At 71.1% G+C, this 22,601-nt stretch carries 21 protein-coding genes and 1 pseudogene; 9 read left to right on the top strand and 13 right to left on the bottom strand.

The window, feature by feature from the left end; all coding sequences use genetic code 11:
- Window positions 1-251: 251 nt before the first annotated feature.
- Window positions 252-1,703, bottom strand: a complete 1,452-nt coding sequence (locus tag ABZ714_RS27465; protein WP_358828025.1) for a class II fumarate hydratase — start codon at window positions 1,701-1,703, stop codon at window positions 252-254.
- 128 nt (window positions 1,704-1,831) lie between these two features.
- Here ABZ714_RS27465 and ABZ714_RS27460 point away from each other — a divergent pair, with 128 nt between their 5' ends.
- Window positions 1,832-3,406 carry a ricin-type beta-trefoil lectin domain protein gene (locus tag ABZ714_RS27460; RefSeq protein ID WP_358828024.1) on the top strand — a complete coding sequence of 525 codons (1,575 nt, stop codon included), beginning with the start codon at window positions 1,832-1,834 and terminating at the stop codon, window positions 3,404-3,406.
- A gap of 85 nt (window positions 3,407-3,491) precedes the next feature.
- Here the strand turns inward: ABZ714_RS27460 and ABZ714_RS27455 are convergent, their stop codons facing one another.
- The gene (locus ABZ714_RS27455) at window positions 3,492-5,159 is read right to left on the bottom strand and encodes a fumarate hydratase (RefSeq protein WP_358828023.1); all 1,668 of its coding nucleotides are present in this window, start codon (window positions 5,157-5,159) and stop codon (window positions 3,492-3,494) included.
- Window positions 5,160-5,372: 213 nt separating this feature from the next.
- Between ABZ714_RS27455 and ABZ714_RS27450 the strand changes: the two genes are divergently transcribed.
- The gene (locus ABZ714_RS27450) at window positions 5,373-6,062 is read left to right on the top strand and encodes a DUF1707 domain-containing protein (protein ID WP_358828022.1); all 690 of its coding nucleotides are present in this window, start codon (window positions 5,373-5,375) and stop codon (window positions 6,060-6,062) included.
- A gap of 165 nt (window positions 6,063-6,227) precedes the next feature.
- A complete protein-coding gene (locus ABZ714_RS27445) occupies window positions 6,228-6,587 on the top strand; it encodes a WhiB family transcriptional regulator (protein ID WP_358828021.1) in 360 nt (119 codons plus the stop codon).
- A 109-nt stretch (window positions 6,588-6,696) separates the two neighbouring features.
- Here ABZ714_RS27445 and glpX read toward each other — a convergent pair whose 3' ends face one another.
- The gene (gene glpX, locus ABZ714_RS27440) at window positions 6,697-7,728 is read right to left on the bottom strand and encodes a class II fructose-bisphosphatase (protein ID WP_358828020.1); all 1,032 of its coding nucleotides are present in this window, start codon (window positions 7,726-7,728) and stop codon (window positions 6,697-6,699) included.
- Window positions 7,729-7,859: 131 nt separating this feature from the next.
- Here glpX and ABZ714_RS27435 point away from each other — a divergent pair, with 131 nt between their 5' ends.
- Window positions 7,860-8,426, top strand: a complete 567-nt coding sequence (locus tag ABZ714_RS27435; protein ID WP_358828037.1) for a DUF4245 domain-containing protein — start codon at window positions 7,860-7,862, stop codon at window positions 8,424-8,426.
- An 85-nt stretch (window positions 8,427-8,511) separates the two neighbouring features.
- Here ABZ714_RS27435 and ABZ714_RS27430 read toward each other — a convergent pair whose 3' ends face one another.
- The 4 genes from ABZ714_RS27430 to ABZ714_RS27415 all read right to left on the bottom strand — a co-directional run bounded on the left by ABZ714_RS27430 (window position 8,512) and on the right by ABZ714_RS27415 (window position 12,441).
- Window positions 8,512-9,102, bottom strand: a complete 591-nt coding sequence (locus ABZ714_RS27430) for a malonic semialdehyde reductase (protein ID WP_358828019.1) — start codon at window positions 9,100-9,102, stop codon at window positions 8,512-8,514.
- A gap of 401 nt (window positions 9,103-9,503) precedes the next feature.
- Entirely contained in the window at window positions 9,504-9,758 is a 255-nt protein-coding gene (locus ABZ714_RS27425; protein WP_358828018.1) for an exodeoxyribonuclease VII small subunit, read from the bottom strand.
- A 149-nt stretch (window positions 9,759-9,907) separates the two neighbouring features.
- Entirely contained in the window at window positions 9,908-11,131 is a 1,224-nt protein-coding gene (xseA, locus tag ABZ714_RS27420) for an exodeoxyribonuclease VII large subunit (RefSeq protein WP_358828017.1), read from the bottom strand.
- Between the two features lie 59 nt (window positions 11,132-11,190).
- Window positions 11,191-12,441: an APC family permease gene (locus tag ABZ714_RS27415; RefSeq protein WP_358828036.1), complete on the bottom strand. Its 1,251-nt coding sequence runs from the start codon at window positions 12,439-12,441 to the stop codon at window positions 11,191-11,193.
- Window positions 12,442-12,806: 365 nt separating this feature from the next.
- On the opposite strand from ABZ714_RS27415, the gene ABZ714_RS27410 reads away from it, so the two are divergent.
- Window positions 12,807-13,823, top strand: a complete 1,017-nt coding sequence (locus tag ABZ714_RS27410; protein ID WP_358828016.1) for a 4-hydroxy-3-methylbut-2-enyl diphosphate reductase — start codon at window positions 12,807-12,809, stop codon at window positions 13,821-13,823.
- A gap of 44 nt (window positions 13,824-13,867) precedes the next feature.
- On the top strand, window positions 13,868-14,620 hold the full coding sequence (ppgK, locus tag ABZ714_RS27405; protein ID WP_358828015.1) for a polyphosphate--glucose phosphotransferase: 753 nt from the start codon (window positions 13,868-13,870) through the stop codon (window positions 14,618-14,620).
- Between the two features lie 106 nt (window positions 14,621-14,726).
- Here ppgK and ABZ714_RS27400 read toward each other — a convergent pair whose 3' ends face one another.
- The gene (locus ABZ714_RS27400; RefSeq protein WP_358828014.1) at window positions 14,727-15,305 is read right to left on the bottom strand and encodes a DUF6542 domain-containing protein; all 579 of its coding nucleotides are present in this window, start codon (window positions 15,303-15,305) and stop codon (window positions 14,727-14,729) included.
- Between the two features lie 271 nt (window positions 15,306-15,576).
- Between ABZ714_RS27400 and ychF the strand changes: the two genes are divergently transcribed.
- Window positions 15,577-16,665, top strand: coding sequence for a redox-regulated ATPase YchF (gene ychF / locus ABZ714_RS27395; protein ID WP_358828013.1), 1,089 nt, complete (start codon window positions 15,577-15,579; stop codon window positions 16,663-16,665).
- Window positions 16,666-16,798: 133 nt separating this feature from the next.
- Here the strand turns inward: ychF and ABZ714_RS27390 are convergent, their stop codons facing one another.
- From ABZ714_RS27390 to ABZ714_RS27375, 4 genes and pseudogenes are all read right to left on the bottom strand, one after another.
- Entirely contained in the window at window positions 16,799-17,062 is a 264-nt protein-coding gene (locus tag ABZ714_RS27390) for a type II toxin-antitoxin system RelE/ParE family toxin (protein WP_093677539.1), read from the bottom strand.
- A complete protein-coding gene (locus tag ABZ714_RS27385) occupies window positions 17,055-17,324 on the bottom strand; it encodes a type II toxin-antitoxin system Phd/YefM family antitoxin (protein WP_019434848.1) in 270 nt (89 codons plus the stop codon). The genes ABZ714_RS27390 and ABZ714_RS27385 overlap by 8 nt, the downstream gene beginning before the upstream one ends.
- A 290-nt stretch (window positions 17,325-17,614) precedes the next feature.
- A pseudogene (locus ABZ714_RS27380) lies at window positions 17,615-17,950 on the bottom strand (Uma2 family endonuclease); the annotation flags it as partial.
- 56 nt (window positions 17,951-18,006) lie between these two features.
- Window positions 18,007-18,351 (bottom strand): DUF4326 domain-containing protein, encoded by a 345-nt coding sequence (locus tag ABZ714_RS27375; protein WP_358828012.1) that lies wholly within the window; start codon window positions 18,349-18,351, stop codon window positions 18,007-18,009.
- A 541-nt stretch (window positions 18,352-18,892) separates the two neighbouring features.
- Here ABZ714_RS27375 and ABZ714_RS27370 point away from each other — a divergent pair.
- Window positions 18,893-19,915 carry a DUF4190 domain-containing protein gene (locus ABZ714_RS27370; protein WP_358828011.1) on the top strand — a complete coding sequence of 341 codons (1,023 nt, stop codon included), beginning with the start codon at window positions 18,893-18,895 and terminating at the stop codon, window positions 19,913-19,915.
- A 135-nt stretch (window positions 19,916-20,050) separates the two neighbouring features.
- Here ABZ714_RS27370 and ABZ714_RS27365 read toward each other — a convergent pair whose 3' ends face one another.
- Entirely contained in the window at window positions 20,051-21,388 is a 1,338-nt protein-coding gene (locus ABZ714_RS27365; RefSeq protein WP_358828010.1) for a glycoside hydrolase family 18 protein, read from the bottom strand.
- Between the two features lie 288 nt (window positions 21,389-21,676).
- On the opposite strand from ABZ714_RS27365, the gene ABZ714_RS27360 reads away from it, so the two are divergent.
- Window positions 21,677-22,429 carry a GntR family transcriptional regulator gene (locus ABZ714_RS27360; protein WP_358828009.1) on the top strand — a complete coding sequence of 251 codons (753 nt, stop codon included), beginning with the start codon at window positions 21,677-21,679 and terminating at the stop codon, window positions 22,427-22,429.
- Window positions 22,430-22,601: the final 172 nt, after the last annotated feature.

The raw sequence follows: 22,601 nt of genomic DNA, 5'->3' as shown, positions 1-22,601 counted from the left end.
TGCCGAGGAACGGCATCCCGCCGTGGGCCCTCGCGCGGAGTGCCGACCGCGCCCGGTCGCGGGTTGCTCGCGCAGTTCCCCGCGCCCCTATGCCTTCGGCAACGGGGGACCCCCGGCGCCCCTGGGCCGCTCCCGCCCGGCCGGGCCCCGGAAGGGCTTCGGGGGCGCGGGGGCGCGACGAGCCACCGTCGGGGCCGCGTCCGGCAAGGCACCCGAGGCGGCACCCGCCTCCACCGCCCGCGCCCGGGACATCACGGCCTGGTCATACGGAGGACGTCCAGCGCCTCGTCCAGCTGCTCCAGGGTCAGATCGCCCCGGTCCACATAGCCCGACTCCAGCACCACCTCGCGGATCGTCTTCCGCTCCGCCAGCGACCGCTTGGCGACCTTCGCGGCCTCCTCGTACCCGATGTACTTGTTCAGCGGTGTCACCACCGACGGCGACGACTCCGCGTACTCCCGGGCCCGCTCCTCGTTCGCGGTCACGCCGTCGACCGTGCGGTCGGCCAGCAGCCGGGACGCCGCCGCCAGCAGCCGGACCGACTCCAGCAGGTTCTTCGCCATCACCGGCAGCATCACGTTCAGCTCGAAGTTCCCTGCCGCCCCGGCCACGGCCACCGTGGTGTCGTTGCCGGTGACCTGCGCGGCGACCATGAGGACCGCCTCCGGGACGACCGGGTTGACCTTCCCCGGCATGATCGAGGAGCCGGGCTGGAGGTCGGGCAGATTGATCTCGGCCAGCCCCGTCCTGGGCCCGCTCGCCATCCAGCGCAGATCGTTGGCGATCTTCGTGAGGGAGACCGCGATCGTCCGCAGCTGCCCGGACGTCTCGACCAGTCCGTCCCGCGCGCCCTGCGCCTCGAAATGGTCCCGGGCCTCGGTGAGCGGCAGCCCGGTCGCCGCCGCTACCTCCGCGATCACCGCGGCCGGGAAGCCGGGCGGGGTGTTGATGCCGGTGCCCACCGCCGTACCGCCCAGCGGCAGCTCGGCGAGGCGGGGGAGCGCGGCCCGCAGCCGCTCCACGCCGTAGCGCACCTGGGCCGCGTAGCCGCCGAACTCCTGCCCGAGGGTGACCGGTGTGGCGTCCATCAGATGGGTCCGGCCGGACTTCACCACCGGCGCGAACTCGGCCGCCTTGCGCTCCAGCGCGCCCGCGAGATGCTCCAGCGCCGGTACGAGTTCCCCGGTGACCGCGGCCGTGGCGGCGATATGGATGGAGGACGGGAAGACGTCATTGGACGACTGGGAGGCGTTGACCTGGTCATTGGGGTGGACCGGCCGTCCCAGCCGCTCCTCCGCGAGGGTCGCCAGCACCTCGTTCATATTCATATTGGACGACGTGCCGGAGCCGGTCTGGAAGACGTCCACCGGGAACTGGTCGTCCCACCGGCCGGCCGCGACCTCGTCCGCCGCCGCCGCGATCGCCGCCGCGACGTCCCCGTCCAGCACGCCCAGCCGGGCGTTGACCGTCGCCGCCGCCGCCTTGATCCGGGCCAGCGCCGCGATATGGGAGCGTTCGAGCCGCTGCCCCGAGACCGGGAAGTTCTCCACGGCCCGCTGGGTCTGGGCCCGCCACTTGGCGTCTGCGGGGACCCGGACCTCGCCCATCGAGTCGTGTTCGACGCGGTACCGCCCGCCGTCGCCGGCCGGACCGCCGCCGGGGCCGCCCGTGCCGTGGGATACGCCGGATTCCGATACGGACATGGGCTGTGTACCTCCTGATGGCTGCTGCAAGGCTCCTGAAAAGGTGAGCACTTGTCTGGTTCCGGCTATTCCCCTGCGCGCTACCAGCCAGTAGAACCCGGGGTAACCCAAGAGCCGGGGAGGCGCACATGACCAACGGAAAACGCACCGTCCAGCGGAGACTCCGTACCGGGATCGCCGCCGTCGCCGCGGTCGCGGCCGGACTCGTCGGTCTGAGCGCGCCGAGCGCCGGAGCGGACCAGGGACGTACCCGAGCCCCGACGGCCACGGCTGCCGTCGCACCGGCGGCGGTCGCGTCCGTACCGCTCCCGCCCGAGCTGGAGACCATCCGCGCCGCCGAGGCCGTGAAGCTCTACGGCAGCCCCGGGGAACGCCCGCTCGCCGACCGCAGGACCGGGCTGATCTCCCTCGGCGACAGCGAGATCTCCGGCGAGGGCGTCGGCACGCCCTACGAGCCCGGCACCGACGGCCCCTCCAACTGGTGCCACCGCTCGTCCGACGCGGCCATCCACCGCACCGGCATCCCCGCCGACGTCACCTTCAACGTCGCCTGCTCCGGCGCCTACACCGGCAATATCCGGATCGGCGGCCGGAAGCAGTACGCCGACGAGCTGGTCCAGAGCGACAATCTGGCCATCAAGGCCCGCAATACCCGGATCAAGATGGTGCTGCTGGTCGCCGGGGCCAACGACGATCTCCAGTTCGGCCCGGTGATGACGGACTGCGTGGTCCGGTACGTCACCCTCCAGGGCCCGTGCGCGCCCAAGTACGACCCCGGCTGGCAGGCCCGGGTGGACGCCCTGGTGCCCAAGGTGGAGGCGACCGTCCGGGACCTGCGGACCGTGATGCGCGGCGCAGGGTACGCGGACACCGACTACAAGCTGGTCGTGATGGGCTACCCCGGCCCCATAGGACCCGACTTCCGGGACAACCCCAAGTTCCCCGGCAAGCTGATCTGCGGCGGGATGGGGTACGACGCCGACACGGTCTGGGCCCGGAACACCGCCGTACCGGCCTTCGAGAAGGGCATCCGCCAGGCCGCCCGGACGACCGGCGCGACCTATCTCGACAACTCGCGCCTCTTCCACGGCCACGAGGTCTGCGCGGAGGACACCTGGGCCCGCGGCCTCCACCTGGAGCTCTCCAACCCGGTCCCGCCGGACGAGAACACGGCCCGGCAGTCCTTCCACCCCAACGCCCGGGGCCACGCCGCCTTCGCCGCCTGTCTGACCCAGATCTACGGCTCCGGCGTCCGGGAGGGCGGCTGCGCCGAGTCCAACTCCGACGGCAGGCCCGTACTGCGCCCGCTCGCCTGGGACGATGTCTTCAAGCCGCTGCGGAACCAGGCCACCGGTGAGTGCGCCGACGTCGAGGCGTCGGTGACCCGCAACGGGACCAGGACAGTCGGCTGGGAGTGCCACGACGGCCGCAACCAGGGCTGGTGGCAGGATCCGGCCGCGGGCTCCGTCCATACCGAACTCACCCAGGACCGCTGCCTGGACGTGCCCGGAGCCGATTATCGTACCGGCGCCGAACTGATCGTCTGGAACTGCTCCGGCGCCGTCAACCAGCGCTTCACCAGCTCCTCGGACGGCACCCTGCGCCCGTCGGCGGCGCCGTCGCTCTGCGCCACCCATGAGGCGTCCCGCGCGCCGCTGCGGCTGCGTCCCTGCACGGGCGCGGCGAACCAGCGGTTCGGCTGACGCGCCCCCGCGCCGGTGGCCGCCTCCGGGGACGGGGCGGCCACCGGCGCTCGGGGTCGTACCGCCGCGGGTCTGCGCAGCGGCCTCAGCCCAGGCCGGGGCCCCGGACCGGGATCGAGCTGAACGTCGGCGCGGGCGCGGGCTCGGTGAAGAAGTCGTTCCCCTTGTCGTCGACCACGACGAACGCCGGGAAGTCCTCCACCTCGATCCGCCAGACCGCCTCCATGCCCAGCTCCTCGTACTCCACGACCTCGACCTTCTTGATGCAGTCCTGGGCGAGCCGGGCCGCGGGGCCGCCGATGGAGCCGAGGTAGAAGCCGCCGTGCGCCCCGCAGGCGTCGGTGACCTGCTTGCTCCGGTTGCCCTTGGCCAGCATCACCTTGGAGCCGCCCGCCGCCTGGAACTGCTCCACATAGGAGTCCATCCGGCCCGCCGTGGTGGGCCCGAAGGAGCCGGAGGCGTACCCCTCGGGGGTCTTCGCGGGGCCCGCGTAGTAGACCGGGTGGTCCTTCAGGTACGACGGCATCTCCTCGCCCGCGTCCAGCCGCTCCTTGATCTTGGCGTGGGCGATGTCGCGCGCCACGACCAGCGGTCCGGTGAGCGAGAGCCGGGTCTTGACCGGGTACTTGGTCAGCTCGGCCAGGACCTCGTCCATGGGCCGGTTGAGGTCGATCCGGACCACGTCGCCGCCGTCGTCGAGCTGCTCGTGCGTGGTGTCGGGCAGGAAGCGCGCCGGGTCGGTCTCCAGCTGCTCCAGGAAGACGCCCTCGGCGGTGATCTTGGCGACCGCCTGCCGGTCGGCGGAGCAGGAGACGGCGATGGCGACCGGCAGGGAGGCGCCGTGCCGGGGCAGCCGGACCACGCGTACGTCGTGGCAGAAGTACTTGCCGCCGAACTGAGCGCCGATCCCGATCCGCTGGGTCAGCTCGAAGACCTTCTGCTCCAGCTCCTGGTCCCGGAAGCCGTGGCCGGTCGGGGAACCCTCGGTCGGCAGCTCGTCCAGGTAGTGGGCGGAGGCGTACTTGGCGGTCTTCAGCGCGTACTCGGCCGAGGTGCCGCCGACGACGATCGCCAGGTGGTACGGGGGACACGCGGCCGTGCCCAGGGAGCGGATCTTCTCCTCCAGGAACCGCATCATCGCGGTCTCGTTGAGGACCGCCTTGGTCTCCTGGTAGAGGAACGACTTGTTGGCCGAGCCGCCGCCCTTGGCCATGAAGAGGAACTTGTAGGCGCCGCCGTCGGTGGCGTACAGCTCGATCTGCGCGGGCAGGTTGGAGCCGGTGTTCTTCTCCTCCCACATGGTCAGCGGGGCCATCTGGGAGTACCGGAGATTGAGCTTGGTGTACGCGTCGTAGACGCCCCGCGACAGGGCCTCCTCGTCGCGGCCCGGGGTGAGGACGTTCTGGCCCCGCTTGCCCATCACGATCGCCGTACCGGTGTCCTGGCACATGGGCAGGACGCCCGCGGCGGCGATATTGGCGTTCTTGAGCAGGTCGAGGGCGACGAACTTGTCGTTGGACGACGCCTCCGGGTCGTCCACGATCCGCCGCAGCTGGGCCAGGTGCGCGGGCCGCAGATAGTGGGAGATGTCGTGCATCGCCTCGGCGGCGAGCCTGCGCAGGGCCTCCGGCTCCACCTTGAGGAAGGTCCGTCCGTCCGCCTCGAAGGTGGAGACGCCCTCGGAGGTCACCAGACGGTAGGGAGTGGTGTCCTCTCCCAGCGGGAGCAGATCGGAGTACACGAATTCCGGCATAGCGGCTATTCCTCACACAGCGGAAAAAACTGGACGGCATCGATGGGCGACGGCGCGCCCCCAGCGTAGAGCGCGCGCTTCGGGCCGGGCGTGTGAGGTAAGGCTCAGTAGCGCCGCCCTCCCGCCCCGTAGGGGATCGCCGCGCCGGGAACCCGGGCCTTTCCGGGGTATTGCCCCTGGTCGCGATCTATCGCGTATCGCTACCCTGGGTCCGTGGACCTCTCCAAGCACCGCCCCCAGCAGCCCACCGCCCCCGCAGCGCCCGGTCCCGCGCCCGCTCCCGGGACCCCCGGCTCGATCCGCGCGTCGGACGCCGACCGCGACCGGATCGCCGACATCCTCCGCGAGGCGCTGGCCGAGGGCCGGCTGGACGCGGAGGAGCACTCCGAGCGCGTCGAGGCCGTCTTCCGGGCCAAGACGCTGGGCGAGTTGCAGCCCATCGTCCACGACCTCCCGCAGGCGCCCGCCAGGACCGGCGGCTCCGCCCCGTACGCCTACGGCCCCGAGGCGGACGCCTCTCCCGCGGCCAATCTCCTCGCCTTCTGCTCCAGCACCGTCCGCAAGGGCCGCTGGAGCATCGGGCCGCGGACCAACGCCTACTCGATCTTCGGCAGTATCGAGATCGACCTCACCGAGGCCCTCTTCCAGCAGCGCGTCACGGTGATCAACGCGACCTCCGTCTTCGGCAATGTGGAGGTACGGGTCCCGGAGAACATCAGCCTGCGCGGCACCGGCAGCGGGATCCTCGGCAGCTTCGAGATCCGCGGAGCGGAGGCGGAGGATCCGGACGCGCCGGTGGTGATCGTGAACGGTTATGCGGTTTTCGGCAATGTCGAGGCCCGTCCCAAGCGCGGCCGCCGGGTCGCCGATCTCCATAACCGCCTGCGGAAATACCTGAGCTGAGCGGGTTCGGGGCAGGCGCGTGGCAGGGGCGGTTTCCGGTCACGAGCCCCTGTGCGCGGCGCCGTGCGCCGGAACCGGGTGCCACTCAGTGCATAGGCGTGCGTACAGCGGGTAGGGACTGCTGCATCGTCTCTCGCTCGCGAAGCCGTCGTCAGGAGTAGACCCGTGCTGCAACTGCCGTACCAGTCCTTGCAGGTGGCCGCCGTGCCTTCCCAGCGGGTACCCGCCGGGAAGGACAGGGAAGACCTAGACGGGCCCTGGCATGCGGAGGCCGTGTGCCGGAGGGACGAGGCCGGGTTGTTCTTCGCCCCCTCCAAGGAGCCGACGGCCGCCCGGCTCTCCCGTGAGGAGGCCGCCAAGCGGGTCTGCGCCCGCTGCCCGGTGATGGTCGAGTGCCGGGACCACGCCCTGCTCCAGCCCGAGCCGTACGGCGTCTGGGGCGGACTGACCGCCGCGGAGCGCCGGGTGCTGCTGGCCCGGCGCCGCCGCCGGGCCGCCGAGGCCAAGAAGACCGCGGCGGCGTAGGCGGTCGCGGTCCACGCGGCCCGGGCGGCGACGGCGCGGGCCGCCGGATCCGCCGGGCGCCGGTCCGGCGGGTTGCCGGGCCGGGCCGGCTGACGGTCCGCCTCTCCGGCTACTGGGCCCGGTCGAAGTCGATCTGGCTGTAGGCGCGGAGCTTGGACAGCCGGTGGGTGGAGTCGATCTGCCGGATCGTGCCCGACTTGGAGCGCATCACCAGTGACTGGGTGGTCGCGGTCTCGGCCCGGTAGCGCACCCCGCGCAGCAGCTCGCCGTCCGTGATCCCGGTCGCGACGAAGAAGACGTTGTCCCCGCCGACCAGGTCGTCCGTGGAGAGCACCCGGTCGAGGTCGTGCCCCGCGTCCAGGGCGCGCTGCCGCTCGGCCTCGTCCTTGGGCCAGAGCTTCCCCTGGATCGTGCCGCCGAGGCACTTGATCGCACAGGCGGTGATGATGCCCTCGGGCGTACCGCCGATGCCCATCAGCAGATCCACGCCGGTACCGTCCCGTACCGCCATGATCGCCCCGGCCACGTCGCCGTCGGAGATGAACTTGATCCGGGCACCGGTCTCCCGGATCTCCTTGACGATGCCCTCGTGCCGCGGCCGGTCCAGGACCACGACGGTGACGTCCTCGGGCATACAGCCCTTGGCCCGCGCGACCCGCCGGATGTTGACCGGGACGGGCGCGTCGATGTCGACGTAGTCCGCCGCCTCGGGGCCGGTGACCAGCTTGTCCATGTAGAAGACCGCGGACGGGTCGAACATCGCGCCCCGGTCGGCCGCCGCGAGTACGGCGATCGCGTTCGGCTGGCCCTTCGCGGTGAGCGTCGTCCCGTCGATCGGGTCGACGGCGATATCGCACTCCGCGCCGGTGCCGTCGCCGATCCGCTCCCCGTTGAAGAGCATCGGCGCCTCGTCCTTCTCGCCTTCGCCGATGACGACGACACCGTTCATCGAGACGGTGTGGACCAGGGTGCGCATGGCCTTGACCGCGGCCCCGTCGGCGCCGTTCTTGTCACCGCGGCCGACCCAGCGGCCCGCGGCCATCGCGGCGGCTTCGGTGACCCGCACCAGTTCGAGGGCGAGATTGCGGTCGGGGGCCTCGGGCGAGACCTCCAGATGGGGCGGCAGGTTGTGCTCGGTCATCGGAGCGCACCTTTCTGTACGGCGACGGCCGGAATGAGGGTGCTTCGACTTTATCCTCAGGTCGACACAATGAGCAGCGGGGCCCACGTTTGAGCGCGCGGCCCGGATGCGACCATGGACCCGTGGCAGGTATGCGAGGCAAACAGACGGTGCGGGACATGGTGCTGTCGATGACGGTCGTCGGGGCCGTCGTCGCGGTGATCTATCTCTTCCTCCCGAACGACGAAGAGGACCGGATGAAGCCGGTCGACTACCGGGTCGAGCTGGTGACCGCCCAGCGGGCGGCGCCCTACCCGGTGATGGCCCCCGAGGGGCTGACCCAGGGCTGGAAGCCGACCTCGGTGCGGTACGACCGGAACGCGGGCGCGGCCTGGCATCTGGGCTTCCTCGACCCGGACCGGGAGTACGTGGCGATCGAGCAGTCGACCCAGCCGTACGCCAAGTACGTCTCGAAGGTCACGCTGAAGGCGACCGGCACCGGCCGGACCCAGCTGGTCAACGGGGTGGCGTGGGAGCGCTGGACCGGCCCCAAGTACGACGCCCTGGTCCTCCGTGACAAGGGGGTCACCACGGTCGTCACCGGTACGGCCCCGCTGGCCCGGCTGACCGAGATGGCGGAGGCCCTGAAGGGCGGCTCGACCATTCCGAAGGACCAGGCGTCCTGGCCCGCGTCGACCGCGCCGTCGCCCAAGTCCTGATCACGCGCGTCACCCACGACGGGGCCGCCGCACCCGGAAGGTGCGGCGGCCCCGTCGCCGTGTTCGCGCGCCGGCGCGCGGTCGGTCAGACGGTGGTGACGACCGTGTCGTACGCCAGCCGGGGGGAGCGGGGGAACGCGGCGTCCCCGGCCGGACGGCCGATGTTCACGATCATCAGCGGGGTGTGGTCGTCGTCCAGGAACTCCCGCTGGACGGCCTCGTGGTCGAAGCCGGACATCGGCCCGGCCGCCAGCCCGGCCGCCCGGACGCCCACGATGAAGTACGCGGCCTGAAGGGCGGCGTTCATCCCGGCGGAGTGCTCACGCACCGGCCGCTCGGCGAAGAACAGCTCCTTGGCCTGCGGGAAGTGCGGCAGCAGCGCCGGCAGCTCCTCGTGGAACTCGTTGTCGGCGGCGAGGATCGCCACCAGCGGGGCCGCGCCGGTCTTCTCCCGGTTGCCGTCCGACATATGCGGCAGCAGCCGGGCCCGGGCCTCGTCGGAGCGGACGAGCACGACCCGCAGCGGGGTCTGGTTGAAGGCCGTCGGTCCGAACTTCACCAGGTCGTAGATCTCCTGAACCTGCTCGTCGCTGACCGGCTCGCCGGTGAAGGCGCTGGTCGTGCGGGCCTCGCGGAAGAGCAGGTCCTGGGCGGTGGTGTCGAGGGCCATGGGCATAGCGGCAAACCTTCCGGTGTGATCCGTGGGGGGAGGTACGGAGGGTCCAACGGTAACGCAATAGATTAAATTTCAACTACTTGCCCCGGGGTGTGCGAATGTGACCCACCGCACGGCACGCCCGGGGGCGTTCCGGCCCGCGCTCCGGTTGCCGCAGGCAACCACGGGCGCGGGGAACTGCGCGACCAGCCGGCCACGGTCGGCGGTCGGCGGTCGGTCGAACCCTGACCGTGTGTGGGTGCCGGGTCAAGGGCGGCCAGAAGGGCAACCCAGGTGTGCGGGGGAACCGCGCGACCAGCTACAGGCGGTCCGCAGGCCGCCGACAAGATCAGTTCGCCGGGCGCGGCCCGGGAGGGCCGAGGCGGGGCCTCCGGCCGGGCGCCGCCTCCGGCACCCGCGGGCTACCCGTCCCCCTCCGCCGCCAGAGACGCGTCGAGACGCGCCCGCGCGCCCTCCAGCCAGTGCCGGCAGACCTTCGCCAGCTCCTCGCCCCGCTCCCAGAGAGCCAGCGACTCCTCCAGCGTCGTACCGCCCGCCTCCAGCCGCCGTACGACCTCGATCAGCTCGTCGCGGGCCTGCTCGTAGCCGAGGGCGGCGCGCTCCGACGCCTCCGCCGCCGCCTCGGCGGACTCCGTCTTCTCCGTCTTCCCGGCCATGTGGTCCTCGTCTTCCCTTCCTCTGGTTCCCGGGTTCCCCGGGAACCCCGTGGTTTCCGATCCCGCCCCGGCGCCCGCCCGGGCATCGGGGACATCGGGCGCATCGGGGCCCGCGCCCCCCCGCCCTCGCCCGCACCCCCGCGCGGCGGCTATCCGGCGGCCGTCGGCCCCGTGACCCGTACCGCGAACTCGCCCTCCGCCACCCGGGCCCGCAGCTCGTCCCCGTCGCCCACATCGCCGGGGGAGCGCACCACGGCGCCGTCCGGCCGCTGGAGCACCGCGTACCCCCGTTCCAGCGTGGCGGCGGGGGAGAGCGACACCACCCGGGCCCAGGTGTGCGAAAGCTCCGAGTCGGCCCGGTCCAGCAGATGCCCCACGACCCGCCGGGCCCGCGCGGTCAGCGCGTCCAGCTCGGCCGCCCGCTCGTCCACCATCCGGTGCGGGCGCTCCATCGCGGGTCTGGCCAGGGTGTGCGCCAGACCCCGCTCCTCCCGGTCGAGCACGCCCCGGACCGTCCGCAGGGCCCGGTCCCGGAGCTGACGTACCCGCTCCAGCTCCTCGCCGACGTCCGGGACGACCTTCTTCGCCGCGTCCGTCGGTGTCGACGCCCGCAGGTCCGCGACCAGGTCGAGCAGCGGCGAGTCCGGTTCGTGGCCGATGGCGGAGACCACCGGCGTCCGGCAGCCGGCCACCGCCCGCACCAGCTGCTCGTCCGAGAACGGCAGCAGATCCTCCACACTGCCCCCGCCGCGGGCCACCACGATCACATCGACCTCGGGGTGCTCGTCCAGCTCCTTGACCGCGGCGACCACCTGCGGCACCGCGTGCACCCCCTGGACGGCCACATTGCGCACCTCGAACCGGACCGCGGGCCAGCGCCGCCGGGACACCTCCAGCACATCCCGCTCGGCCGCCGACGCCCGGCCGCAGACCAGCCCCACCCGGTGCGGCAGGAACGGCAGCGGTCTCTTCCGGTCCAGGGCGAACAGGCCCTCCGCGCCCAGGCTCCGCTTCAGCTGCTCCAGCCGGACCAGCAGCTCGCCCACGCCGACCGGCCGTATCGCCGCCGCCCGCAGGGAGAGCTGCCCCCGGGGCGCGTACCACTCCGGCTTGGCGTGCACCACGACCCGGGCGCCCTCCGACACCACATCGGCCACCGCGTCGAAGACCTGCCGGAAGCAGGTGACGCTCACCGAGATGTCGTGCGACGGGTCGCGCAGGGTCATGAAGACCACGCCCTGCCCCGGCCGCCGCGACATCTGGGTGATCTGCCCCTCCACCCAGACCGCGCCGAGCCGGTCGATCCAGCCCCCGATCAGCCGTGAGACCTCACCCACCGGCAGGGGGGCTTCCGGAGACGTGTTGAGAGCCATACGGGGAGCGTATCGGCCGGGTCCGACAGCGGGCCTCCACGACGGCCCGCCGGACCGTCCTACGACTCCCCCGGCCGCTCCCACCGCACCGCCAGCACCACAAGACCCACTCCGAGCCACACCACACCCACCACCTGGGCCGAGGTCGTCGCCTCCACCATCACCGCGATCAGGATCGCCGCCCCGACCACCGGCAGCACCAGATGACGCGTCCAGTCCGGCGGCCCCTCCATCCGGCGCACGACGAACCAGCCCACGACACTCGCGTGCAGCAGGACGAACGCCGTCAGCGCCCCGATGTCCACCACCGACACCAGATGGTCGAGCCCGTCGGGCCGCCGGGCCGCCCACACCGCCGCCACCAGGGTGATCACCGCCGCCACCAGCAGCGCCACCCGGGGCGTGCCGCCGTCGGTCCGGGCCAGACCGCGCGGCAGCCGCCGCTCACGGCCCATCGCGAACAGCAGCCGGCCGGCCGCGGCCTGGGCCGCGAGCGCCGCGAAGGCCGCCCCGATCGCCTTGCTCACCGCGATCAGATCGTGCAGCCAGGCGCCGACCGAGGCGTCCACCGCGTCGTAGAACGCCGTCCCCTGCTTCTCCGGCTCCCGGGCCAGCTCCGCCGACGACGCGGGCTCCAGCAGCGCCACCAAATAGGTCTGGACGAAGAACAGCACCCCCGCCAGCACGAGACAGAACAGCACCGCCCTCGCCACCTTCCGCGAGCCGCCGGTGACCTCCTCCGCGAACGAGGCGATCGCGTCGAAACCCAGATACGACAGCACCGCCACCGACACCGCGCCCAGTACCGCCGTCAGCGAGAAGGACAGATCGCCGGTGACCGGCGACAGCCAGCCGCGCTGCGCCCCGTCCCGTACCAGCACCACCACCGCCGAGACCACGAAGACCAGCAGCACCACGATCTCCATGGCGAGGACCGCGAAGCCGACCCGGGCCGCCGCCCGTACGCCCCGGAGATTGAGCGCCGTCGTCACGACCACCGCGATCGCCGTCCAGATCCACCGGTCCACGGACGGCACCAGGGCCTCCATCGCGATCCCCGAGAAGAGATACGCGACCGCCGGGATCAGCAGATAGTCCAGCATCGCCATCCAGCCCGCGATGAACCCGGGGCCCTGGCCCAGGCCCTTGGTGGCATAGGTGAAGACCGATCCCGCGCGGGGCGCGACGCGCACCATCTGGGCGTAGCTCAGGGCGGTGAAGGCCATGGCCAGCGTCGCCACGGCGTAGACGAGCGCGACCGCGCCGTGCGAGCGGGCGTCCAGGGCGCCGTAGACGCCGACCGGTGCCATGGGCGCGATGAAGAGGAGCCCATAGACGACCAGATCGCGGAAGCCGAGCGTCCGCCGCAGCTCGCCGCCGCTCTCCGCACTCGCCCGCGACTCCGGGACATCGGGCGCATGGGGCGCACCGGGTCTTTCGGTCCTTTCGGGCCGGTCCGGCTCATCGGGAACATTCGCACCGGCCATCGGCCCCTCCGTCCGTGCCGCGCCCGGGGCCCGCACGGCGTGACGCGGTCGGGCCCGGTCGTGCGTGGTCGTAACGCGGTTGTACGCGGTCATGACCTGGTCATGACGCGGTCGTCGTGCGCTCGTCGCGTGGTCGGGAACAGTCTTCCGCCCGTGGTGATCCTTCGCCTGTTCTGCTCCGCCTTACGATGGGGGGTATGACTGCTACGCCTCCAGCCCGTCGCGTCCTCCTCGCCGCCCCCCGTGGCTACTGCGCGGGCGTGGACCGTGCCGTGATCGCCGTCGAGAAGGCCATCGAGCAGTACGGCGCCCCGATCTACGTCCGTCATGAGATCGTCCACAACAAGTACGTCGTCCAGACCCTGGAGCGGAAGGGCGCGATCTTCGTCGACGCGACGGCGGAGGTCCCCGAGGGCTCCATCGTGATGTTCTCGGCGCACGGCGTGTCCCCCGTCGTCCACCAGGAGGCGGCCGAGCGCGGGCTCGCCACCATCGACGCCACCTGCCCGCTGGTGACCAAGGTCCACAAAGAGGCCGTCCGGTTCGCCAACGAGGACTACGACATCCTCCTCATCGGCCACGAGGGCCACGAGGAGGTCATCGGCACCTCCGGCGAGGCGCCGGACCACATCACCCTGGTCGACGGCCCCGAGGACGTCGCCAACGTCTCCGTCCGCGACGACTCCAAGGTCGTCTGGCTCTCCCAGACCACCCTCTCCGTCGACGAGACCATGGAGACCGTCGACAAGCTGAAGGAGAAGTTCCCGCAGCTGATCTCGCCGCCCAGCGACGACATCTGCTACGCCACGCAGAACCGGCAGATCGCGGTGAAGGAGATGAGCTCCGAGGCCGATCTGGTGATCGTGGTCGGCTCCAAGAACTCCTCCAACTCGGTCCGGCTGGTCGAGGTCGCCCTCGGCGCGGGCGCGCGCGACGCCCACCTCGTCGACTTCGCCGAGGAGATCGACGAGGCATGGCTGGAGGGCGTGTCGACGGTCGGTCTGACCTCGGGCGCCTCGGTCCCCGACATCCTGGTCGAGGGCGTGCTGGAGTGGCTGTCGAAGCGTGGCTTCGAGGACGTGGAGCTGGTGAAGTCGGCGGAGGAGTCGATCACCTTCTCGCTGCCCAAGGAGCTCCGCCGGGACCTGCGGTCCGAGGCCGCGGAGCTGATGGCGGCCCGTGGAGGCACGGGCTCCGCCGACTGACGTTTCCCGGGTGGGGGCGCCGGGGTGCCCGTAACGTGGTGTCCATGAACGTCTTCGGAGTGGACATCGGTGGATCCGGCATCAAGGGCGCGCCCGTCGACCTCGACCGCGGGGACCTGGCGCGGGAGCGCCACAAGGTCCTGACCCCGCATCCGGCGACACCCGAGGCCGTCGCGGACGGCGTCGCCGAGGTGGTCCGGCACTTCGACTGGACCGGTCCGGTCGGGATCACCTTCCCGGGCGTCGTCACCGGCGGGATCACCCGGACCGCGGCCAATGTCGACAAGGGCTGGATCGACGCCGACGCGGCCGGGCTGCTCAGCGCCCGGCTGAACGGCAGCGCCGTCACCGTACTCAACGACGCCGACGCGGCCGGGGTCGCCGAGATGACCTTCGGCGCGGGCAAGGGCCGGAACGGCACGGTGATGCTGCTGACCTTCGGTACGGGTATCGGCTCGGCCCTCTTCGTGGACGGGCGCCTGGTCCCCAATACCGAACTGGGCCATCTGGAGCTGCACGGCCGGGACGCCGAGACCCACGCCTCCACCAAGGCCAAGGAGGACGGCGACCTCACCTGGCAGCACTGGGCCCGCCGGGTCCAGAAGTATCTGGCCCATGTGGAGATGCTGTTCTCGCCCGAGCTGTTCGTCATCGGGGGCGGGGTGAGCCGCAAGGCGGATAAGTTCCTGCCCCTGATCGAGGGGATCAGGGCGGAGATCGTCCCGGCCCGGCTCCAGAACAACGCGGGCATCGTCGGCGCGGCGATGGCCTGCTCGGCGGCGTCGGCGGCTCGCTGACGGGGGCGCTACGGCCCCGGGAGCGTAAAGGTGTCGTACGGCCCGGCTCGCCCGGCGCGGGGCCGTACGGGCTCTACGGGCCGTCGGCCGACTCTCGGCGGCGGGCTCAGCGGCGGGCCGCCGGGGGCACCGCCCCACCCGCCCCACCCGTGCGGCGCTTGCGGCGCCGGATCCGCCGTACCTTGCGGACCGAGGCGATGACACCCGCGACCAGGGTGCCGCCGTACAGCCACCCCGCGTGGACCGCGAGGGCCGTGACGACCGCCATCACCTGGCCGCCGAGCCCGCCCTCGCCGCCCGCGATCGGGACGACCCCGGCGGCGAAGGCGATCGGCACCCCGATCGGGGCCGTGACCAGGTCGGCCTCCCGGACCCAGAGTGCGGTCAACGCGCTGACCGGCAGGAACAGCACCCCGTAGACCACCGCCGAACTGTCCAGGAGCAGCCGGGCGGCGAACCCCACGAGCACCATGGTGACCACCGCGAACAGCCCGGCGCCGAGCCCGGTGAGCCGGGGCGCGGGCAGCCGCCGCAGTACCTGGGCGAGGGGTGCGGGCCGGGCGGGTCGTACCCCGTACAGGACGGGACGGTCCGCGAGGGCGCTCTGCGGGGAGAGCGGACCCTGGGAAACGGGGGCCTGCGGCCGCTGCCGGCGCTGGGGGTGACTCGTCCTTGGCTGGTCCACCCGAACAACGTAGGTCTCCGAGGGGGACGAAGGAGGGACAGGACACGCCCTTTGGATGACCTTGGGGAAGAGTTCGACTCCACCAGCCGCCTCGGGACATCTGTCCGGTCCCCGGGGCCCCGGATTCGCCGGTGTCCCCGGACCGTACGGCCCCGGCCGCCGGTGGTCTCGTCGCGGGGGGAATCGGCCGGACCGTAGACTGGGGGATCAGCCGCGCCCGCGACCCGACCGGCCCGGCACCTCCCGCTCACCCATCGAGGAAGTCGTCACCGTGTCGCTCACGATCGGAATCGTCGGCCTGCCGAACGTCGGCAAGTCGACCCTGTTCAACGCCCTGACCAAGAACGACGTGCTGGCGGCCAACTACCCGTTCGCCACCATCGAGCCCAATGTGGGTGTCGTGGGCGTCCCCGACCCCCGGCTCGCCAAGCTGGCGGAGATCTTCGGCTCCCAGCGCATCCTCCCGGCGACCGTCGACTTCGTCGACATCGCGGGCATCGTCCGGGGCGCGAGCGAGGGCGAGGGCCTGGGCAACAAGTTCCTGGCGAACATCCGCGAGTCGGATGCGATCTGCCAGGTCATCCGGGCCTTCAAGGACGAGAACGTGGTCCATGTCGACGGCAAGGTCTCGCCCAAGGACGACATCGAGACGATCAACACCGAGCTGATCCTCGCCGACCTCCAGTCGGTCGAGAAGGCCGTCCCCCGGCTGACGAAGGAGTCCCGCCTCCAGAAGGAGAAGGTGGCGGTCCTCGCGGCGGTCGAGTCGGCGCAGAAGATCCTGGAGTCCGGCCGGACCCTCTTCTCCGAGGGCATCACCAAGGGCACCGAACAGGGCGACCTCCTCCACGAGCTGCACCTGCTGACCACCAAGCCGTTCCTCTACGTCTTCAACGTCGACGAGGACGAGCTGGTCGACGAGGAGTTCAAGAACGAGCAGCGCGCCCTGGTCGCCCCCGCCGAGGCGATCTTCCTCAACGCCAAGATCGAGTCCGAGCTGATCGAACTCGACGACGAGGAAGCCCTCGAACTCCTCCAGTCCATGGGCCAGGAGGAGCCCGGCCTCGCCACCCTCGGCCGCGTCGGCTTCGACACCCTGGGCCTCCAGACCTATCTGACGGCCGGCCCCAAGGAAACCCGCGCCTGGACCATCAAGAAGGGCGCCACGGCCCCCGAGGCCGCCGGAGTCATCCACACCGACTTCCAGAAGGGCTTCATCAAGGCCGAGGTGATCTCCTTCGCCGACCTGGTCGAAACCGGCTCGGTCGCCGAGGCCCGCGCCAAGGGCAAGGCCCGTATGGAGGGCAAGGACTACATCATGCAGGACGGCGACGTCGTCGAGTTCAGGTTCAACGTGTAAGCCACCTACCACTGCACGCTAGATAACTCGTCAAGTGGGCAGGTCAGAAGGGGTCGACTCCTCCGGGAGCCGACCCCTTCGTCGTCACCGTGCCGGATCGGTGCTGGATATTCTGACGCCGAATCAGCTGGCGTCAGGTGTCGTAAACGGTGGAGCGATGCCCGACGTGTACCACCCAGACCACGAGCTCCCCGTTGTCGATCGTGTAGACGACTCGGTAGTCGCCGACTCGTAGTCGACGGCGTTCCGGCTGCGACACGAGCGCGGTCGTATTGAAGCCGAGGGGATCGCTCTCCAGCTCGGTCAGCTTGGCGAGGATGCGTAGTGCCATGTCGCGAGGGATCTTCCGAAGCTCGGCCTGTGCCTCAGGGCGGAAGACGGTTCGGTACTCACTCACCGCGCGCCAGCGTCTCCCTCATGATGTCCTCGATCGGAATGCCGGGTGCGGGGTTGGCCATGCGCTCGTCGATGATCCGGTTGATCTCGCGCTCTTCCCACTCCTGGTACTTGCGCAGCACCTCGATGGAGACGACGGCGGCGACTTCCTTGCCTCGGCGCGTGATGACCGTGGGCACGTCGTCGCGGTCCGCGCGCTCCACGACTTCCGCCAGGTGGGCGCGCACGTCTCGGATGGACTCTATGGGCAGCGGCTGCGTCATGCGCTCAAGCGTACCGAGTGTGCCATGTGTACACCACTTCTTTGGTGCTGGATGTACTGGATGAACTTGCACCGTGCTGGATCGGTGCTGGATGAAGGCTGCAAAAGCCGCGTTTCGCAGGTGGGAGCGCTGTGCTGCACGTCCCGTTTCAGTGTGTGACCGGATAACACCGCGTCGCCGACGTGGCAGATATGCAGGTCGGAAGGGGTCCGACTCTCCGGAGTCGGACCTCTGGCCTTTCCGGCGCAGGAGGGGGGCCGGATCGGCTGCTCGGCCATCCGTCGTCTTTGGGCGGACTCAGGGGAGACGACCTCGATCACCAGACGCACCTCGTCAGGCGCGAACCAGGTCCGGTCGTTGTCGAAGGTGGCCGTTGTGACCAGCAGGTCGGGCTCGGGCCGATTCCGCTGGTCGAGTCTGACGGTCGTCTCACGGCCGACTCCCGTGTCGGCGGGGGCCTGTTCCATGAGCGCGACGGTGAGCATGGTGACGAGACGGCCGTGCCACGACCGCTGCGGGCACAGCCTGAAGACAAGCGCTCCGTCGATGAGCGCGGTGTGGCGAGGAGCCTCGGGGAGGCGGTCCAGGTCCTCCGCGAACCAGCCTTCCGCGCGGGGCGGGCGCATTCAGCCGGGCAGTGCGGTCATGGCCTTCACCGTAGCGGTCCGTCGCGTTCCGTGGGTCAGGACTGCGGGCCGCCCTCGCCGTGACCCGCGTCGGCCAGTTCCGCGATGACCTCCGCGTGGCACTTCTCCGGGACGCACCAGCAGCCAAGCCGGTGGCCGCGGAGCGCCGGGAGGAGGGCCAGCAGATCGGGGCGGGCGAGGAGGTGGTCGCGGTAGGCGGCGACCACCTCCTCGCGGGTGCCGTCGGGGCCCGGGCGGAAGGGGCTGGCCAGCGGGGAGCCCTTCAGCTGCCAGCCACCGCGGTTCATGGCGCGGCCCACATAGACGACATCGGCGTACGCGGGGTCGTCGCGGTGTCCCTTGAGATTGACCACGGTGGTGGCGGGGCGGGCGCTGCTCATGCACAGGATCCTCCGGGAGGCCGGGGTGGCGCGCCAGGCGGGTGGCGCGTACGGACGGTGGCGGGGCGGGTTCCCGTATCGCAGTCTGCGCCGATCCCGCGGGACGCGCCCCGCTGTATCCCCAGCGCCGGGATGTTTATACGATTTCAGCCTTCCGCGCTTCCTTCCCCCGCCCCCTTTGGTCCCGGCTTGTACCGCTATCCGTCGGGGTCCGGCGCATACCCCGACGAGGAGCAGTACTTTCGTGGACCCATCGCAGCAGCAGCCAGGTCCGGAGCCGCGGCCGGAGAAGGCGTCCCCCGGTCCGGGGCCCGGACCAGGACCCGGACCAGGACCCGGACCGGCCGGAGGGCCGGACGGTACGGCTCCGGCCGGTGGCACCGGGCAGCCCGACCCCTGGGCGGTGCCCCCGGAGGGCGCGCGCCCCGGTCCGCCGGGTCCCGGGCAGCCCGGTTTCGGGCCGCCCGGCTACCCCGGAGCGGCCGGCCAGCACCCCGCGTACCAGCCGTTCCAGCAGTTCCCGGGCTACCCCATGGCGCCCGTGACACCGTCGGTGAACGGTTTCTCCGTCGCGTCCCTGATCTCGGGCATCGCCTGCTGTATGCCCCCGCTGGGTCTGGTCCTCGGGGTGATCGGGCTCCGGCAGATCAAGCGCAAGGGGCAGCGCGGCAAGGGCATGGCGATCACGGGCATCGTGCTCTCGACCGTCTCCACCCTGCTCGTGACGCTCTTCCTCGCGACCGGTGCCGCGAACGACGTATGGCGGGAGTTCGAGGAGGCCGCCGACGAGGTGGCGTCGTACAAGACGGTCGAGGATCTGCGGACCGGGCACTGCTACAACCTGCCGGGGAGCACCGGCAAGGACGGCGAGGAGGTGTCGGAGGTCCGGGTCGTCGACTGCGCCGAGCCGCACGAGGCGGAGGTCACCGGCGTCTTCAAGCTGGAGGGGTACGACTCGTACCCCGGTGACGAGGCCCTGACGCCCGTCGCCGAAGGCCGGTGCACCGCCGTCGACCGCGCGTACGCCCTGGACGACTGGGCGATCCCCCCGACGATGGAGCGGTACTTCCTCACCCCGACCGCCGAGAGCTGGAAGCTGGGCGACCGCCGTGTCACCTGCAGCTACGCCACCGAGGGCGGCAAGAAGGTGAAGGTCTCGGTCCGTCGTGAAGCCGCCTCCTTCGACCCGGAGCAGCTCGCCTATCTGACCGCCGAGAACAAGGTGCTGGCCACCATCGACGCGATGCCCCTGGAGGACTTCCCGGAGTCCGCCGACGGTCACCGGGCCTGGGCCAAGACCACATCGGCCGCGCTGACGGAGGCGTCCGCCGCGCTCAAGGGCCGTCAGTGGGCCGGTCCCGTGGACGGCCTGGCCAAGAAGCGCGCCGCGGAGTTCACCAAGGCCAAGGCCGCCTGGGACCTGGCCGCGCGGGCCCGGGACGACGACAGCTTCTGGCTGCACGTCTACGACGCCGACTCGGCGCTGAAGCCGCAGACCGAGAAGTCGATCCGGGAGCACCTGAAGCTCGCCACCACCGAGCCGACGCCGGAGACCCGGACCTGAGAAGGACCTGACAGGACCTGAAAAGAGGACCTGAAAAAGGGGAGGAGACCGGTACCGAGAGCCACCGACAGCCCCCGGACACCGGTCTCCTCCAAGGACGCTTCCCGGCCCCTGCCCGGTCCGCGCCCCGTCTCGTCAGCGGCGCGGCAGCCCGCGGGCGACCGTCCGCATCAGCTCACCGTCCGCCGTGTCCCCGTCCAGGGACCAGAACATCGCGCCCCCGAGGCCCTTGTCGCGGATGTACTCGGTCTTGGCCCGCAGCACCTTGGGGTCGTCGTACGTCCACAGGGTGCTGCCGTCGAAGAGCCATGCCTGACCGTACTTGCGGTAGATCTTGTACTGGCCGGACTCCGCCAGCTTCTTCAGCACCTTGTAATCCTCGAAGCCCGCCTGGTGCACCGCGGGCGCGGGCCGATCGGCCGGCTGCCCCATGCCGTCGCCGCCGCCCTTGACCCCGGTCCAGCCCTGGCCGTACGCGGGCATGCCCATCACCAGCTTATGGGCGGGCGCGCCGCGGCGGAGCCAGTCGTTCACGGTCTGGTCGACGCTGAAGTCGTTCCGGGCGTAGAGCGCCGACTGCTGGGCCGTGGTCTTCTCGCCGGAGACATGGAAGTCGTAGCCCTGGAGGTTGACGAAGTCGAAGTCCTTCATCAGCTTGCGGACCTCGAAGCCCGCGTCGATCTTCGCCGGGGCGGTCGGGACGAAGGCGGAGAGCTCGTAGTGCTTCCGCTTGCCGTCCTTCTGCCGCGGCTGGCTCTTGGCGTAGGCGTCGAGCTGCTCGCGGAACTCCCGGACCACCGCGGTGAAGTTCTGCTTGTCCTCGGGCCGGTAGATCGTGTCGTCCTCGCCGGACGAGCCCGGCCACTCCCAGTCGAGGTCGATTCCGTCGAAGACCCCGGCCGCCGCGCCGTCGCCGCCGCGCGGGCCGTCCACGGGCAGATTGCCCTTGATGTAGATGTCGAGGCAGGAGCGGACGAACTCCTTGCGCTTCTCCGCCGTGAGCACCGCGTCGGAGAAGTGCGTGGACCAGCTCCAGCCGCCGAGGGAGATCATCACCTTGAGGCCGGGGTGCTTGGCCTTCAGCTCGCGCAGCTCGTTGAAGTTGCCCGCCAGCTTCTGGTCCCAGGCGTCCGTGACCCCGTCCACCGAGTCGGCCGCGGGCACCGGGCGCTGGTAGTCGGCCCAGGGGTCGGCCTGGCCCGCCGGGCCCTGGATCATGCACTTGCCCTCGGGGCTGACATTTCCGAAGGCGTAGTTGATATGCGTCAGCCGGGCGGCCTGGCCGCTGGTGTCCAGATCCTTGACCTGGAAGTCCCGGCCGTAGATGCCCCACTGGGTGAAGTAACCGATGCGCTTGTACGAGGGACGGTCGTCGTCATCGCCGCCGTGCGCCACGGCGGCGGGCGCGAGGGTGGCGAGCAGCGAGAGGGAAGCGGCGGCAACGGCCGTCCTGACAAGGTTTCTTCGACGCATGGGGCTCATTCCTGTACGTAGTCGCGGCGTCGGGCGCGCGTCCGCGCAGCCGGTGCCGGCTTCCTCCGTGAACGGGCTTCGTGCAGCACAGGACGCTATTGGTCTGGACCATTAAGGTCAATGCTTTGCCGGGAAACGGTAGGCAGCCCTCCGCGGCACCCCTCCCATCCGCGATTTCTTACCGGGAGTAAGGCTTTGGCCCGTGGTTGCGGTCAACAACCCACCGTTGTCAGGCTATTGCGGTCTGTCAATCCGCAGCGTGCGGTCGGGCGTGGTTGGGAGTGGTCCGTGGTCATCGGTGAGCAGCCGGCCTACCTTCGGGTGGCGAGCGACCTCCGCAGGAAGATCGTCGACGGTACGCTGCCGCCGCACACCCGGCTGCCCTCGCAGGCCCGGATCCGGGAGGAGTACGGAGTCTCCGACACCGTCGCCCTCGAAGCCCGCAAGGTACTGATGGCCGAGGGGCTGGTGGAGGGCCGGTCCGGCTCGGGCACCTATGTCCGGGAGCGGCCCGTGCCCCGCCCGATCGCCCGGACCGGCTTCCGGCCGCCCGCGGGCGCCAACCCCTTCCGGCAGGAGCAGGCGGTCGACGGCGTCCAGGGGACCTGGGAGTCCCGGAGCGAGCAGGAGGCGGCGGACGTCGACATCGCCGCCCGGCTCGGCGTCCCGGTCGGGGCGCGGGTGATGCGGACCCGCTATGTCTTCCGGGAGAACGGGGAGGCCATGATGCTCTCCACCTCCTGGGAGCCGCTGGACGTCACCGGCCGGACCCCCGTGATGCTGCCGGAGGAGGGGCCGCTCGGGGGGTGCGGGGTGGTCGAGCGGATGGCCGCGATCGACGTCGTGGTGGACAACGTCAGCGAGGAGGTCGGCGCCCGGCCGGGGCTGGCGGACGAACTGCTGGCGCTGGGCGGTGTTCCGGGGCATGTCGTCATGGTGGTGGCCCGGACCTACTACGCGTCGGGCCGCCCGGTGGAAACCGCGGATATCGTCGTACCGGCGGATCGTTTCCGGGTCGCCTACCGGCTTCCCGTGCGATGAGAATCCGGCCGGTGCCGCCCGCGGTCGCTGGCCCGCCGGTACCGTAGAAGTCCGGTCCGGGCCCTTCGTCCGTACCGGACGTAACCGACGAGTCGGTCGCGAGATCCCGGGATCGGGCCTCTTTCCTATCTCTTTGTGGTAAACCGCATGCTCTGAGTGAAGGTCAGGCGTA

The sequence above is a fragment of the Streptomyces sp. NPDC006798 genome, assembly GCF_040635975.1.
In the GTDB taxonomy this organism is placed as follows: Bacteria; Actinomycetota; Actinomycetes; order Streptomycetales; family Streptomycetaceae; genus Streptomyces.
The sequence above is the reverse complement of the archived record's forward strand: the minus strand, read 5'-3'. Positions and strand labels throughout refer to the sequence as shown.